15 protein-coding genes are annotated in these 13,894 nt (G+C 53.6%); 5 read left to right on the forward strand and 10 right to left on the reverse strand.

Annotated features, from left to right (window positions below; all coding sequences use genetic code 11):
- Positions 1 to 36 precede the first annotated feature (36 nt).
- The 5 genes from Q4544_RS06515 to Q4544_RS06535 all read right to left on the reverse strand — a co-directional run bounded on the left by Q4544_RS06515 (position 37) and on the right by Q4544_RS06535 (position 4,436).
- Positions 37 to 810: a hypothetical protein gene (locus tag Q4544_RS06515; protein ID WP_303504690.1), complete on the reverse strand. Its 774-nt coding sequence runs from the start codon at positions 808 to 810 to the stop codon at positions 37 to 39.
- Positions 811 to 873: 63 nt separating this feature from the next.
- On the reverse strand, positions 874 to 1,659 hold the full coding sequence (locus Q4544_RS06520) for an alpha/beta fold hydrolase (protein WP_368411249.1): 786 nt from the start codon (positions 1,657 to 1,659) through the stop codon (positions 874 to 876).
- Positions 1,659 to 2,855 (reverse strand): endonuclease/exonuclease/phosphatase family protein, encoded by a 1,197-nt coding sequence (locus Q4544_RS06525; RefSeq protein ID WP_303504691.1) that lies wholly within the window; start codon positions 2,853 to 2,855, stop codon positions 1,659 to 1,661. The genes Q4544_RS06520 and Q4544_RS06525 overlap by 1 nt, the downstream gene beginning before the upstream one ends.
- Before the next feature lie 73 nt (positions 2,856 to 2,928).
- Positions 2,929 to 3,753 carry an alpha/beta fold hydrolase gene (locus Q4544_RS06530; protein WP_303504692.1) on the reverse strand — a complete coding sequence of 275 codons (825 nt, stop codon included), beginning with the start codon at positions 3,751 to 3,753 and terminating at the stop codon, positions 2,929 to 2,931.
- Entirely contained in the window at positions 3,753 to 4,436 is a 684-nt protein-coding gene (locus Q4544_RS06535; protein ID WP_303504693.1) for a haloacid dehalogenase type II, read from the reverse strand. Before Q4544_RS06535 ends, Q4544_RS06530 begins: the two co-directional genes overlap by 1 nt.
- 136 nt (positions 4,437 to 4,572) lie before the next feature.
- On the opposite strand from Q4544_RS06535, the gene Q4544_RS06540 reads away from it, so the two are divergent.
- Positions 4,573 to 5,001, forward strand: coding sequence for a peptidylprolyl isomerase (locus tag Q4544_RS06540; RefSeq protein WP_303504694.1), 429 nt, complete (start codon positions 4,573 to 4,575; stop codon positions 4,999 to 5,001).
- Between the two features lie 68 nt (positions 5,002 to 5,069).
- On the opposite strand, the gene Q4544_RS06545 is transcribed toward Q4544_RS06540, so the two are convergent.
- Positions 5,070 to 5,981, reverse strand: a complete 912-nt coding sequence (locus Q4544_RS06545) for a LysR family transcriptional regulator (RefSeq protein WP_303504695.1) — start codon at positions 5,979 to 5,981, stop codon at positions 5,070 to 5,072.
- A 55-nt stretch (positions 5,982 to 6,036) separates the two neighbouring features.
- Here Q4544_RS06545 and Q4544_RS06550 point away from each other — a divergent pair, with 55 nt between their 5' ends.
- On the forward strand, positions 6,037 to 6,348 hold the full coding sequence (locus tag Q4544_RS06550; RefSeq protein WP_303504696.1) for a YciI family protein: 312 nt from the start codon (positions 6,037 to 6,039) through the stop codon (positions 6,346 to 6,348).
- Between the two features lie 84 nt (positions 6,349 to 6,432).
- Here Q4544_RS06550 and Q4544_RS06555 read toward each other — a convergent pair whose 3' ends face one another.
- From Q4544_RS06555 to fabA, 3 genes are read right to left on the reverse strand one after another with little or no spacing between them, the layout of a single operon-like run.
- The gene (locus tag Q4544_RS06555; RefSeq protein WP_303504697.1) at positions 6,433 to 7,224 is read right to left on the reverse strand and encodes an enoyl-ACP reductase; all 792 of its coding nucleotides are present in this window, start codon (positions 7,222 to 7,224) and stop codon (positions 6,433 to 6,435) included.
- 15 nt (positions 7,225 to 7,239) lie between these two features.
- Positions 7,240 to 8,469 (reverse strand): beta-ketoacyl-ACP synthase I, encoded by a 1,230-nt coding sequence (gene fabB, locus Q4544_RS06560; protein ID WP_303504698.1) that lies wholly within the window; start codon positions 8,467 to 8,469, stop codon positions 7,240 to 7,242.
- Positions 8,470 to 8,497: 28 nt separating this feature from the next.
- On the reverse strand, positions 8,498 to 9,007 hold the full coding sequence (fabA, locus tag Q4544_RS06565) for a bifunctional 3-hydroxydecanoyl-ACP dehydratase/trans-2-decenoyl-ACP isomerase (RefSeq protein WP_303504699.1): 510 nt from the start codon (positions 9,005 to 9,007) through the stop codon (positions 8,498 to 8,500).
- A gap of 169 nt (positions 9,008 to 9,176) precedes the next feature.
- Here fabA and irrA point away from each other — a divergent pair, with 169 nt between their 5' ends.
- Positions 9,177 to 9,593, forward strand: a complete 417-nt coding sequence (irrA, locus tag Q4544_RS06570) for an iron response transcriptional regulator IrrA (RefSeq protein WP_303504700.1) — start codon at positions 9,177 to 9,179, stop codon at positions 9,591 to 9,593.
- Positions 9,594 to 9,802: 209 nt separating this feature from the next.
- Positions 9,803 to 10,900: a hypothetical protein gene (locus Q4544_RS06575; protein WP_303504701.1), complete on the forward strand. Its 1,098-nt coding sequence runs from the start codon at positions 9,803 to 9,805 to the stop codon at positions 10,898 to 10,900.
- Positions 10,901 to 11,350: 450 nt separating this feature from the next.
- On the opposite strand, the gene Q4544_RS06580 is transcribed toward Q4544_RS06575, so the two are convergent.
- Positions 11,351 to 12,220, reverse strand: coding sequence for a hypothetical protein (locus Q4544_RS06580; RefSeq protein ID WP_303504702.1), 870 nt, complete (start codon positions 12,218 to 12,220; stop codon positions 11,351 to 11,353).
- A gap of 126 nt (positions 12,221 to 12,346) precedes the next feature.
- Between Q4544_RS06580 and miaB the strand changes: the two genes are divergently transcribed.
- A complete protein-coding gene (gene miaB / locus Q4544_RS06585) occupies positions 12,347 to 13,666 on the forward strand; it encodes a tRNA (N6-isopentenyl adenosine(37)-C2)-methylthiotransferase MiaB (protein ID WP_303504703.1) in 1,320 nt (439 codons plus the stop codon).
- Positions 13,667 to 13,894 lie beyond the last annotated feature (228 nt).

The following is a 13,894-nucleotide window of genomic DNA, read 5'->3' on the forward strand; positions in this document are numbered from 1 at the left end:
AATCCATTGTCGCGTTACGTATAGGTCTGGGAAACACTACCTTGCGGGAGCGTTGATAATTTCCATTGCAGAGCAGGCGCTTAGGCATATTTGGGCTAAGCAGGAATCCGCCATTTGGGCCGGATTGGCGCGCATGGCGGTGTTCATGTTCGCAGCCAAGGCCATTAATACGGACAGGCGTTTGTCATCTGAATTGGACGTGTCGATGGCCGTTTTTGTGGCTAAAGCGGCCCAATCGGCTACGGCAAGGAGAGGTTTTGCATCGACCCATTGTGTGGGATCATTTCCAAGCCGCAAAGCCTCTGCCAATGCGGCACGTAGGGGCGTGTTTTCTGTTTCAAAAGACACGGTCAGAGCCGTTTCTCGTAGGGTTGGCAGTTGGGCCAAGGCCTCGCAATCGGGGGCGCATTTGGTCAGTTGCGCCTCGCACAGTGTTAGGAATTGGCGCAGGCGCAGGATCAGTGCGGTGCGCTCGATGTCCTTTGGGTGGACATCGTGGTGGATGTATTGTGCGTGCTCGGGTGCTTCCATCGCTTTGTGAAATGCAGTGGCCAGTGCGCGGGCAGGGTGACCATGTTCTGCGATTTCTACGGCGAGGCCTGCCGGATCAATCTGTACTTCCATCGCGCTACGGTGAATGAAAAAGGCTGAATCGACTGGAATGATGCCTGCTTCGCCTTGGATTTTGGCCAAGGTTCCGCCGACCAACAACATGGATCGCATGATTGCGCTTTCGGCAAAAAGACGACCAGCCTCGCCAACGGGGTAGGCTTTGGTGAACATTGGGCTGTCAAACAAAGATGCGGCCATGGGAACCTCGTAGAACTGCAGTTGCGTGGTCCTAACCCAGTTCAGCCATGGGCGCAAAGGGGGTCAGACGTGTCCGGTGCGTTGAACGAAATCTGTCAGGTGTTGCGCAAAGATTTCTGGTTGATCAAGCGGGCTGATGTGGCCGGATTTGCGGATAAGACGGTAGTCTGACCCTGGGATTAGGCCACCGGTTTCTTGGGTCATATCGGGTGGAACCATGCGGTCCTCTGCACCGGCTAAGGCAAGGGTTTGCAGACGCAAACCGCTGGTTGGCGTGTAAAAATCACTGCCTTTTAAGGCACTTAGACATCCTGCAAGGCCTTGGGGCGATGTTTCTTTGAATGTCGTTAGAACCGAGCTGTGCAGGTTTTCGCGCATGGCCGCGCGGTGGAACCAGAGGGGCATCATGCGTTCGGCTAGGGGGGCTGCCCCGTCAGCCTCGACCTCGTCAATCATGGCTTGCCAATGTGGGGCGTGGCCAATTTTGGCGGCGGTGTTGCAGAGCACAAGCGCGCGGACTTGGTCTAGGCGTTTCACGGCGAGGCCCTGCGCAATCATGCCGCCCAATCCTAATCCCACTAGCATCACGTCGCGTAGGTTCAAGTGATCTAGCAATTGTTCGGCATCGCGAACTAAGGCACCCATGCTGTAGGGGCCTTTGGGGCAAGAGGACGCGCCATGGCCGCGCAGATCAAAGCGAATGGGGCGGATGCCTTTGGGTAGGCGTGTTAAGGCTTTGTCCCAAATGGATAAATCCATGCCAAAGCTTTGGATGAAGACAACGGGCGCGCCTTCGCCAATACCGGAATCAGTCCAGTTCAACGACACATCAGCAAGGTCGATCGTCATTATTCAGTGCCAATCCGCATATGTGCGATGATCTGGCCGTGGTCCGATGCGAGCTTGTTATACGGTGCTTCGGGGTGGCTGCCGTCGGTCAGGTGGTCGTTAAAGACGCTGAAATACTCCATATCGCCAATGCGCTTTGGATTGTCTGGGTGGAAATGGCGGCTGAGGTAGATTTGGTCGATGCTTTCATGCACGCCGCCAAAGGCGGTTGTGTAGACCATGTCGCGTAAGCTTTTGCGAACGAACAGTTTTTCGGCGGACGTCAGATGCAGGGCCTGCATTTCCTTACGGATTTTTGCGTCTTCTTCATCTGAATAACGGTCGTTGGACCGCTCTGCATCGTGGCGCAGCATCCAAGCGTAGTTTTTAAACGGCACCTCGCCAGAGATGATTTCAGAGCTAACCGCATGTTCCCCATCGTTAAAATCGCCGGTGACCATAACTGGGTGGCCTGCTTGCAATTCCGCGACAACGGCGCTGCGCAGAACCCATGCTTCGGCCATGCGGCGCAGGGCGGCGCGGAGGGCGCCAAGGGCGCGGCCGACGGGATCGTAGTTGGTTAGGTCTGCTTCTGGCGGGTAGGGGGCACCTTCGGGGGTTGGGAATTCGCCTAACTTGGATTTTAGGTGACAGGTAAAGACGGTGATCACCTGATCGCCAACGGGAATGCGTGTTTTTAGGATTGGGCGCGAGAGGCGGCTGATGGAGTAATGACCAGCGTCGCCGCCGCCGAGTTCGGATAGCGGGATGTTAAGTGGTTCGTCCAAAACCTGAATGATTTCAGGATCTTCTGAAAACCCAAACCGACTTAGGATCGCGACGCCGGGGCGGCGTTTGCCTGCTAGGCCAGTATCATTTGCGTTTGGGGCAAAAGCGAGTGCTGCGTCTTTGTAGGACGCAAAACCAAGTTTCTTAAAGATTGCTTTACGATGGTAACGCTTGTCTTTGCCGGGCACGACGGATGCGTTTAATGCGGCGCCTCTACGGTCGGTTTCTTCGATGACGGTACGCAGCGCGTCCTCTTCGAATATCTCTTGGAAGCCGATAATATCCGCGTCCATAGATAGCATTTGGTCGGCCATCCAGTCGACCTTCCATGCGTGTTCTTCTGGCGTATAGCTTTGAAATTTATAGTATTCTTTGTCAGCACCAATCAGGTTTTTGACGTTGAACGAAGCAATCGTAAATTGGGTCATTGGGCACCGCGTTAGGCTGAGAGTTAGCGCAACCTAACGCAGTTAACCGATTGGAAAAACCAGTTTCGTTGGGTTAGGCCATGGCCTTGACCCATTGTGTTAACGCAGCAAGGGATTCATGCTCATCCAAAAAGGGGATGTGCCCGCGATCTTTGACGTTTGTCATGATCGCGTTTGGCAGGGATTTCTGCATTTTTTCAAAGGTTTGCTGTGACAGTAGGTCAGAGTTTTCACCACGGATGACGGCGACGGGAATGTCTGTAAAAGCGTTAAAGAACGGCCATAAATCGGGAACGTCTTGCAAGCTGGCCTCTAAGATAGCGTCGCGGAGTTTTGGGTCATAGGTGTTCATTAAGCCATCGGGCGTTTGATGAAACAGTTTTTCACACTCTTCGCGCCAACGAGAATCGGGAACGTTTTCAAAGCCTACCATAGCATTAGGCCGGGCAAGAGCGGCCTCGTTTAGTGTTTTCCAGATTGGCGCACGCCCTATGAAATTCATAATGACATCAATTCCTTGTGGGTCAATTTCTGGGCCGATGTCGTTAAAGGCGACGCCGATGAGGCGATGCATTGCAATCACACCGATCGTCATCGCGCAGAGGCCGCCGCGAGAGCTGCCGAGGATGGCGAAGCGGTCGATTTGTAGGTGATCCATTAACTCTAGCGCATCCATGCTTTCGCGAGGGATGGAGTATGTGGTGTAATCTGTTGCCCAATCCGAACGACCACGACCGCGGTAGTCCATTTTGATGAGACGCGTTCCGGGCAAGTTACCGTCTATATAGCTGAAATCATTTGAGTTTCTGGTCAATCCAGATAAGCAGAGGATTGGAGTGCCTTCGCCTTGGTCTGTGTAGTAAAGGGTCAATCCGTCTGAGGTTTTGAAATTTGGCATCAGTGAATGAGATCCGGTATTGCGGTGAGGTTTGTTAATACATGCTGGGGCTTATGGTCTAGGCGATCAACGGGCTCGTTGGCACGATTGACCCAAGCGGTTTGGAACCCAAATCCTGAGGCACCAGCAGCGTCCCAGCCATTGGATGAGACGAAAAGCACTTGATCAGGTTTGCAGGAAAATCTTTTTATAACAAGGTCATACACGCGGTTGTCGGGTTTGAATATCCCCACGCTTTCCACGCTTAGTGTATCGTCCAGAACGTCGCTAATACCCGCGCTGTCTACTGCGCCTTGCAGCATTTGCGGTGATCCGTTGGACAAGATTGCTGTGTTCATTCCGCGAGATTTTAACGTTTTTAGCATTTCTGGAACTTCGGGATAGGCCGCTAGTTCCCAGTAGAGCTGCAAGAGGCGTTCTTTCAAATTTTCATCATTTTCTAGGCCAGAGGCTTCTAGTGCCCAGTCGAGACCATCCTTTGTGACTTGCCAAAAATCAGTATGTTCGCGGGTGATCGCGCGTAGCCATGTGTACTGTAACTGCTTGTTTCTCCAATCATTTGCGAGCTTTGGCCATTGTTTGGCTAAGGTGTCGCGACCGGGTTCGGAGGCGGCTTGGCGGGCGGCGGCGGTGACGTCAAAGAGTGTTCCGTAAGCGTCAAATACACAGGTTGTTATGGGCATTGCGATCCTCCTGAGTGCAGCATGACGGAGCGTTAAGGATTGTCAATTCACCAGTTTGCCATTCTGGGGCTCTGCTATTAGGGTGCCGCGCTATTGGCCCTGTGTCTGCAGGGAATTTACACAGTTAGGACAAGCTATGACAGCGGCAAAATCGGGCGATACAGTCCGTATTCACTACACCGGTACTTTGAGCGATGGAACACAATTTGACAGCTCTGAAGGCCGTGATCCGCTGGAGTTCCAACTGGGATCTGGCCAAGTTATCAAGGGCTTCGACGATGGTGTGACCGGCATGACCGTCGGTGAGAAGAAGACAGTGAACATTCCTTGCGAAGATGCTTATGGCCCAGCAAATGATGCAATGAAACAGGACGTGCCACGCGAACAAATCCCGGCAGAGATTCCTTTGGAAGTTGGTCTGATGCTTCAGATGCAAGGCCCAGACGGTCAGGTTCTGCCGGTCAAAGTGGTTAACATCACTGACGAAGCCGTCACTTTGGATGCCAACCACGAGCTTGCAGGCAAAGACCTGACGTTCGCTTTGGAACTGGTTTCGATCGCTTAATTTACCATTGGTAAATGTGGAAATTCGTACGGTTCGCGGTCTGAAACGTACGATTCCTTTGCAGAGGATCAGGCCCACTGGACCTCTGCCAGCCAATCCTTAACAGCATTCACGGCGGCACTGCTGTTTTGGCTTGTATGAGACAATAACCAGACATCTCGTTTCGGAAGCGGAGGCAATCCTCTGGGCCGGACAAGTTCGCGCAAGCGACGGTCCATCGCGGCGACGCGGCGGGGCAGGATGGTTTTGCCGATACCTGCGGCGACGGCTTCGAAGGCAGTGGTTGCGTCTAGGACTGTTAACGCATTGGCTCCGTCAGGGCTGGCGGCAATGGCGGCGTTCAGCCAGATCGCTTGTGGGAAAGATGCCTGTGACTCGTCATAGCCGATCCAAGCGGTTGTGTCGGTTGTGTCGCTGGTCGCTTCGGCGTGTCCAAAGACGGCGTAGTGCAATTGTCCGATCCGACGCGCGGTGGTTTTTAATCCGCCGGCCACAGGGCGGGCGAGGCGGATGGCGAGGTCTGCTTCGCGTTTTGTTAGGTCGATGTTACGGGTTTCGGGGACAAGTTCGATTGTGATGTTCGGGTGGCTTTGCTGAATGCGCTTTAGCTCTGGCACAAGGATGCGATTGATCACCAGTGGCACGGCGCTGACACGGACAATACCGCTGGTTGATGTGCCTAGGTTGCTGGCGAGGTCGCGGATGTCCGCGTTTTGTTGTTCGATGACTTCGGCATGTTCGATGATCTCTAGGCCGATGTCGGAGAGTTCGTAGCCATTCAGGCCGCCCTTTTGGATCAGCTTTACGTTCAGCTTGTTTTCCAATGCTGCGATACGCCGGGAGACGGTGGTTTCACTGACGCCTGCTTTTCGTCCAGCTTCGGAGAAGGAGCCGGTGCGGTGGATGGCGAGAAGGTATTTTAGGTCGTTCCAATCATGATCCTGCATAATTGCAGAATGACTCAGCAATAATGCTGGCACAAGGATCAATTCCGCTGTGTTATTTTATTTCGTGACGGATTTGGGAGGATCTAAAATGCAATATGTTGTTCTGTTCGAAAATGACCCAGAGACCTGTGTAACCATTCGCCTGAGTTACCTGCCTCTACATTTGGAATTCTTGAAACGAAACGCGGAAACGATCTCTGCTGCGGGCAATCTGTCGGATGGGATTGATAACGCGAATGAGGCGCTTTGGGTGATGACGGCCGAAACGGAAGAAGACGTCGTGCGCTATGTGCGCGAAGATCCGTTTTGGGCGACGGGGCTACGGAAGTCTTTTAGAATTATGCAGTGGCGCCAGTGGTTTGTGGGTGACTTGGCAGAGGAACACCTGAGCGCAGCTTGATTGAATAAACTGGCATTTCATCCTCCCTGAAATGCAAAAAGGCCCTGCGATTGCAGGGCCTTTCTTTTTGGTCTGTCGCCTGAATTAGAGGTTTTCAGGTTGAGGCATGCCCAGCACGTGATAGCCGCCATCGACACGGATGATTTCGCCCGTGGTATAAGCCCCAGCATCGGATGCCAGATAAACGGCTGTGCCGCCCACGGCTTCGAGTGTTGCGTTGGAACGCATTGGTGCGTTGGCTTCGGTCTGACGGAAGGTCTTGCGTGCGCCACCGATGGCTGCGCCTGCGAGGGTTTTCATTGGACCCGGAGAGATCGCGTTGACGCGAATCCCGTCTGGGCCAAGATCATTGGCTAGGTAACGAGTTGTCGCCTCTAGCGCGGCTTTGGCAACGCCCATGACATTGTAGAATGGCGTGACGCGGTTAGAGCCTTGGTAGGTCAGGGTCAGCATGGTGCCGCCGTTTTCTTTCATCAAAGGATGTGCGCGACGCGCAACTTCGATGAAGGAATAGGCCGAGATATCCAGCGAGTTTTTGAAGTTGTCACGGGACGTATCGACGAAACGGCCTGTCAGCTCGTTCTTGTCGGAATAGGCAATGGCGTGAACGACAAAGTCGAGTTGCCCCCAACGTTCGGTGATTTGATCAAACGCGTTATCCAGTGATGCATCATCAGTCACATCCACATCGACCATAAAGTCGCTGCCAAGGCTTTCGGCCAATGGCGCAAGACGTTGGCCAAAGGCCTCACCTTGGTAGGTGAAGGCCAGTTCGGCGCCTGCTTCTGACATGGATTTTGCAATGCCCCAAGCGATAGAACGCTGGTTTGCAACGCCCATGATCAGGCCGCGTTTGCCTTTGAGTAGGTCTGACATAATGAGAACCCCGAATTAGCCGTTATACTTTGACAGGATCATCGACCCGTTTGTGCCGCCAAAGCCGAAGCTGTTGGTCATAACACTGTCGAGACCTGCATTTTCAACGTGATCGGTTGCGATCTCGCCTTCGTTGATGCCGTCGGCCAATGTGTCCACGTTGATGGAACGCGTGATAAAGTCGTTATCAAGCATCAACAGGCAGAAGATGGCTTCCATTGCACCTGCCGCACCTTGGCCGTGACCGGTCATGGATTTGGTGGAGCTGATCGGAGGCGTGTTGCCTTCGCCAAAGACGCGGCGGACCGCTTCGACTTCGCCAACGTCACCAACCGGAGTCGATGTGCCGTGTGCGTTGATGTAGCTGACCTTGCGGCCTTCGGGCAGAGTTTGCAGAGCGAGACGCATCGCGCGCTCGCCGCCTTCGCCAGAAGGGGCCACCATGTCGTGACCGTCGGATGTGGCTGCAAAGCCGGTGACTTCGGCGTAGATTTTCGCGCCGCGGGCTTTTGCGTGCTCTAGATCCTCTAGAACAACAATGCCGCCGCCGCCGGTGATGACAAAACCATCGCGGTCTTGGTCAAAGGCGCGGGAGGCTTTGGTAGGGTCGTCGTTCTTTTTGGAAGACATGGCACCCATGGCATCGAACAAGCAGGACAGGGTCCAATCAAGTTCTTCGCCGCCACCGGCGAACATCACGTCTTGTTTGCCCATCATGATTTGCTCTGCAGCGTTGCCGATGCAGTGCAGGGATGTGGAGCAGGCAGAGGTGATGGAATAGTTGATGCCTTTGATTTTAAACGCAGTTGCCAGGTTTGCAGAGATTGTAGAGCTCATGCATTTTGGAACGGCGAATGGGCCGATGCGTTTGGTCGCGCCGGTTTTGGCAACGGTTTGGTGCGCAGTCAGCATCGCGGATGTGGATGGGCCACCAGAGCCTGCAACCAGACCTGTGCGTTCGTTGACGATCTGATCCTCGGTAAGGCCGGAATCCGCAATCGCCTGTTGCATCGCGATATGGGCGTAGGCCGCGCCATCACCCATGAAACGCAATGTGCGTTTGTCGATGTGATCGGCGGTGTTGATTTTCAACGTGCCTGCAACTTGGCTACGGAAGCCATGTTCGATCATTTCTGGGCTGGCTTCGATGCCGGATTTACCTTCGCGCAAAGATGCTGTGACTTCTTCTGCATTATTGCCGATTGAGGACACGATGCCCAAACCGGTGACAACTACACGACGCATATGCGTACTCCTGAATTTTGGGCCGGGCTTACGCCTCAGAGAGGGCGACTTTCATGTCTTTGACTTCGTAAGCGATTTCACCGTCGATTTTCACGATGCCATCCGCAACACCCATGGTTAGGCGGCGGGTTTGGATCGCTTTGGTGAAGTCGATTTCATAGGTCAGCAGTTTGCTTTCTGGGCGCACCATGCCTTTGAGTTTGACTTCGCCAACACCCAACGCATAGCCGCGTCCTTGCCAGCCGCGCCAGCCGAGGTTGAAACCGGTGAGCTGCCACAGACCATCCAGGCCCAAGCAGCCTGGCATGATTGGGTTGCCCGGGAAGTGGCATTCAAAGAACCAAAGGTCAGGCGTGATGTCGAATTCCGCAAGCACATGACCTTTGCCATGGGCGCCGCCGTCACCAGAGATTTCGGTGATACGGTCCATCATCAACATGGGAGGAGCAGGCAGTTGCGCGTTGCCGGGGCCAAAAAGCTCTCCGCGTGCGCATTTCAAAAGACCCTCTTTGTCGAAGCTGGTTGGATAATCGGCCATGCGGGCACGTCCCCTTGTAATATTCTTGTCTATGTTCCCTCTATCATTGTGAGAAAGGGGCGTGCAAGAGCCGGAGAACGCTTTGCTTATAAGGGGCTGCGAATGATTTTCATTTGAATTCCCTTTGAAACCTGCGTAAAATCTTTCGATAGATATGAGACAGGCACCTATGACACCTGAAGCTGTGACAAACGGAACCGAATGGCTGACCCAAGGCGGTGTGCGGCCGACACGTCAGCGTGTGACGTTGGCGTCGCTTTTGGTTGGGGATGGGCTGGATCGTCACGTGACGGCCGAAAGCCTGTTTGCCGAGGTGAAAGATCACGGGGACAGCGTGTCTTTGGCAACTGTTTACAATACGTTACGGGCGTTTTGTGAAGCTGGTTTGATGCAAGAAGTGATGGTGGATGGTGCCAAAAGCTATTTTGATACCAACACTCATGATCATCCGCATTTCTTTTGGGAAGATGACCGGACGCTGGTTGATGCACCTGCAGATCAGTTGAAAATCGTTGGCTTGCCTGATGCACCAGAGGGTGCGGAAATCGCGAAAGTGGATGTGGTTATCCGGTTGCGCCGCACATAATCCATTGGATTTTGTTTGAATTAAGAGAATGCCTCGACTTCTGTCGGGGCTTTTTTGTGTGCTGTTAAAGGGTGGGTTAACGGATTGCCGGCATCCTGTTCGGAATGGGGCATGTTGGGGCAGAAGTTCGTTGCAATCTTAAACTGATACTTCAAGGTAAGGCCCGTCGCTAGAATGCGGCGGGGCAGGGTATTGCAATAGGGGCAGTTATGACGAAATCGCTTTGGGGCTTGGTTCTGGGTTTGAGTGTGGCGGCGCAGCCTATGTTGGCTAGCGAGGGGCGGATTGTTGAGGATCACGCATATAAAGATTGGCGCGCCATTGTTCTGGAAAGCGAAGGCGGTGAAGAGACTTGGCGTGATTGCATTGCGATGACGGGTGGCGATGGGCTGCCGGTGTTAGAGGTGGTGGCACGCCAGTATGATGCGGGACCGCCGTATAGTTTCCCGTTGGTGCAAATCCGCGAACAGGCACCGCGCCATTACTCGACCTTGCTGCAAGAAGGCGGGCGTGTGGATTTCGTGTTTGATGATGGCGACAGCTATAGCGGCACGGCCTTTAACGATGTGGTTGAAGATGTGTTCCAATCGGGAACGGCCAGCCCTCCGGTTGAGGACATGTTGTATGTGCTGCAAGGGATGCGTCGGGCTGGGCAGTTGGATGTGTCGTTTGAAGGGCAATTGTTGCTGGAAGCGTCGCTCAGTGGGTTTACGGCAGCTTATGGGAAGATCGCCGAAGCCTGTGAGTTTTCAACGATGGGCGTGATTGACCCGTTGCCCGAAGGAGTAGAGCTGGGTGGTGACGCGGGGGATGACAGTGATTTGCTGTTTGAACAATTTGGCGTGTGGCGCGCGCAGGCGGAAACGTTTGATAATGGTGGGTCTTGGGTCACGGAATGTTTCGCCTCTATCCCCGAAAATACACAGCGTACGATGAGCTTTGGTGTGAATACGCTTGAGTATTTTCCGCCGGAGTCCTACCCGCCGCTGATGGTTTCTGAAGTGATTGCAGAGACGGCCATTCCGATGGTTGCCAAAGGGGGATTGGTGCAGTTTTCGTTTGATACGGGGCTGATCGTCCCCGGCGAAGTGATGACGGATACGGCGCATGAAGGCACCCGGTATATTGATATTGCTGTTAAGTCGGGTTACCGCGATTTGGCCTTGCGGGAAATGGATCGTGCGACGGCGCTGTGGGTCTATGGCGACGGGCAGGTGATTTACCAGACACAGCTGGACGGTTTTCGCGCGGCTTATGGCGCGATTGCCAAGGTCTGTGAGTTCACAACCGATGGTGTTTTAAAATAGCACGCTTAGGCGTGGGGCCACAGGGCTTGGATAAGTCCTGTGGTGATTGTGTTAGCCGTTTATTATGAAGTATCTGCTGATGCCGTAGATATAGATCCCAGCAAAGATGATGTTGATATATTTGAGCTGTGGTTCACGTCGTAACCAGCCGCAATAAATCCAGATAAGACAAAAGGGTAGGCTGCATAACATAGCCGCAAGCTGCCAGCCTTGGACAACGCATAGCGCGCTACACAAGCCTAGTGCAAAGGCGACCCATTTCATCGGCTGCTCGTATGCAGCAAACGTCATAAGCGTCATTGATGTAAGAACTTTCCTGTTATCAGCGCCGTTGACCCGGCGATCTGATGTCGGTGTGATACCAAGAAAGTGTGGACGGATCAATAACCCATACGTTGTGAGATTGGGTTAAGAAGGTGTTGGTTCGTTTTGAAATGAAATATCCCCAGCCTAAAACCACTGTCCCGGTTCCACCAGGCCTAGGTCTAGCAATTGTTGGCTGTGCCATTCAAAGGGGACGGAGTTGTGCCATTTGAAATTGCGGATGTCGTAGGTGCTGCCGGGGTTGGATTTTAGCGCTTTGGCGGTGCGGAAGGAGCAGACGGCAGCCGTGATGTTGTTGTGCCATTCGCAGGCGAAGGTGTTGTATTCTTCTTCTGAGAAGGTGAAATCTTCGTTCATGTGCACGCCTTCTTTGGCGCGGAAGATGGAGATGCGGTCGATTTTGCGGCGCGCTTCTGGAACGTGTTCTTCGAAACGCCAGCGCAGGCCGCCGTAGAAATTCAATTGCCGCTCTTTTGGGTGGCTGTGATTGTTCGGGTCGGGGCGGCCGAGGGCGTAGTAGCCGGTTTTGTCGATCTGTGCATGTTCCAGAGAAACGGCGTTTGGATGCTCCGCAAGGTTATCGGCGTAGAGATCGAGCACGTAGGTCAGCATCGCGTCGCGGCGTTCTTCTGCGTGGAAGGCCAGCATTTCGCCGATCTTGCGCGATTCGCAGAATGGGAAAATCAGGTACTCGGCGTTAAAGCAGTAGTAGAACCAAGTGCCGGGGGCCGCGACGGCGAGGCGGTTGACCATATCGACCATGGCTTGGCCGGTGGTGTTTTCGCAATCTACGCGGCAGACCTCTTCGGAGACGTCATAGGCCATTTTAAAGGCCTTGGGCATAATCGCGAAGACATGTTTGAAGCCTAAATCCACGTGGTGGCGCAGAGTTGAGTCGATTTCGACTTCGTCTTCCACAAAAATTAGCGCGATTGGGCCTTTGGCCAAAAGCTTGGTTCCGTGGTTTAGGAGGTCGTCAAAGGAATTGAAACGCATTGGACTGCTTTTATTATGACTGCTCTGGTTGTGCCTAAAATCGGTTAATTTGTCGTGCATTGCAAGCCGGGTAGAACATGATGTAAGACGGCGCCTTGAAACCGCCGATCCGCAAGGGGCATGATCATGGCCGACACCAAGAAATTGTTCATCAAAACTTATGGCTGTCAGATGAATGTCTATGACAGTGAACGCATGGCCGAGGCTATGGGGGGCGCGGGCTATGAAGCCACGGAAACCCCAGAAGATGCGGATATGATCCTGTTGAACACATGCCACATTCGGGAAAAGGCCGCGGAGAAGGTTTATTCCGAGCTGGGCCGGATGAAGGCGCTAAAGACGGATCGCCCGAATCTAAAGATCGGTGTGGCGGGTTGTGTTGCGCAGGCAGAGGGTGCTGAAATTATGCGCCGTCAGCCGGGTGTGGATTTGGTGGTTGGGCCACAGGCCTATCATCGCTTGCCTGAGATGGAAAAAGCCATTCGCGCCGGGAAAAAGGCGCTGGATACGGATTTTCCTGAGGAAGATAAGTTTGAGAAGCTGAAGTCGCGGCCAAAGGCTAAGCGGGCGCCAGCTGCGTTTTTGACCGTACAAGAAGGCTGCGACAAGTTCTGTGCGTTCTGTGTTGTGCCGTATACGCGGGGGGCCGAAGTCTCGCGCCCTGTGGATCGCGTGCTGACCGAAGCGCGGGATTTGGTGGAACGCGGTGTGCGTGAGATTACTTTGTTGGGTCAGAACGTGAATGCCTATCACGGGGCGGGGGAGTCTGGATCAAAGACTTTGGCGGACCTGATTTGGGAATTGGATAAGATCGATGGGCTAGAGCGCATTCGGTTTACGACGAGCCATCCAAACGACATGCAGGATGATCTGATCGAAGCGCATGGCACCTGTTCTAAGTTGATGCCGTATCTGCATTTGCCTGTTCAATCGGGCAGCGACAAGATTTTGAAGCGGATGAACCGGAGCCATACGGCCGAGAGCTATTTGCGTTTGATCGAACGTATCCGCGAGGCACGGCCTGATATTTTGCTGTCTGGCGACTTTATCGTTGGCTTCCCGGAAGAGACCGAAGAAGACTTTCAAGCGACGATAGATTTGATCAAAGAAGTCCGTTACGGGCAGGCCTATTCGTTTAAGTATTCGACCCGTCCGGGCACGCCTGCGGCGGAACGTCCGTTGGTGGATGATGCGGCGGCGAATGATCGGTTGCAGCGTTTGCAGGGACTTTTGACAGAACAGCAACGTGATATTCAGAACAGCATGGTTGGACGCGAGGTCTCTGTTTTGCTGGAACGCGCTGGGCGCGATGCGGGGCAGATGGTTGGCAAGTCTGAGTATCTGCATTCCGTGCATTTGGACGCAGCGGGCCACCAGATTGGTGATGTCGTGCGTGTGAAGGTCATTGAAAGCAAGACCAACTCGTTGAAAGGTGAGTTGCTTTAAGCGCTGACTAGGGGTGGCGGGGCCGAACCCGGGGTCTTCGGCTCTTCCTTGAGGTCTTTGAATTGCAATGATTGGCCCATTAAGGCGCAGTAATGCGCGTCATAAACGTGCTCGCAATGTCACGGTTGGGTTTTGCGGCCCTAGGTCTGCATACCATATCTTGTATTATTCCTTCACATAGCGCAGAAATTTGCTAGAGTGTGTATATTATATGACTTCGAAGAACCC

The organism is Cognatishimia sp. 1_MG-2023 (assembly GCF_030548175.1).
In the GTDB taxonomy this organism is placed as follows: domain Bacteria; phylum Pseudomonadota; class Alphaproteobacteria; order Rhodobacterales; family Rhodobacteraceae; genus Cognatishimia.

What these genes read in the sequence shown, in the direction of transcription:
- Q4544_RS06520 (WP_368411249.1), bottom strand. Translation starts at nt 1,659, where the DNA reads ATGACGATCGACCTTGCTGATGTGTCGTTGAACTGGACTGATTCCGGT.
- fabA (WP_303504699.1), bottom strand. Translation starts at nt 9,007, where the DNA reads ATGGCCGATTATCCAACCAGCTTCGACAAAGAGGGTCTTTTGAAATGC.
- Q4544_RS06580 (WP_303504702.1), bottom strand. Translation starts at nt 12,220, where the DNA reads ATGCGTTTCAATTCCTTTGACGACCTCCTAAACCACGGAACCAAGCTT.
- Q4544_RS06515 (WP_303504690.1), bottom strand. Translation starts at nt 810, where the DNA reads ATGGCCGCATCTTTGTTTGACAGCCCAATGTTCACCAAAGCCTACCCC.
- Q4544_RS06525 (WP_303504691.1), bottom strand. Translation starts at nt 2,855, where the DNA reads ATGACCCAATTTACGATTGCTTCGTTCAACGTCAAAAACCTGATTGGT.
- Q4544_RS06535 (WP_303504693.1), bottom strand. Translation starts at nt 4,436, where the DNA reads ATGCCCATAACAACCTGTGTATTTGACGCTTACGGAACACTCTTTGAC.
- Q4544_RS06575 (WP_303504701.1), top strand. Translation starts at nt 9,803, where the DNA reads ATGACGAAATCGCTTTGGGGCTTGGTTCTGGGTTTGAGTGTGGCGGCG.
- irrA (WP_303504700.1), top strand. Translation starts at nt 9,177, where the DNA reads ATGACACCTGAAGCTGTGACAAACGGAACCGAATGGCTGACCCAAGGC.
- miaB (WP_303504703.1), top strand. Translation starts at nt 12,347, where the DNA reads ATGGCCGACACCAAGAAATTGTTCATCAAAACTTATGGCTGTCAGATG.
- Q4544_RS06550 (WP_303504696.1), top strand. Translation starts at nt 6,037, where the DNA reads ATGCAATATGTTGTTCTGTTCGAAAATGACCCAGAGACCTGTGTAACC.
- Q4544_RS06555 (WP_303504697.1), bottom strand. Translation starts at nt 7,224, where the DNA reads ATGTCAGACCTACTCAAAGGCAAACGCGGCCTGATCATGGGCGTTGCA.
- fabB (WP_303504698.1), bottom strand. Translation starts at nt 8,469, where the DNA reads ATGCGTCGTGTAGTTGTCACCGGTTTGGGCATCGTGTCCTCAATCGGC.
- Q4544_RS06530 (WP_303504692.1), bottom strand. Translation starts at nt 3,753, where the DNA reads ATGCCAAATTTCAAAACCTCAGACGGATTGACCCTTTACTACACAGAC.
- Q4544_RS06540 (WP_303504694.1), top strand. Translation starts at nt 4,573, where the DNA reads ATGACAGCGGCAAAATCGGGCGATACAGTCCGTATTCACTACACCGGT.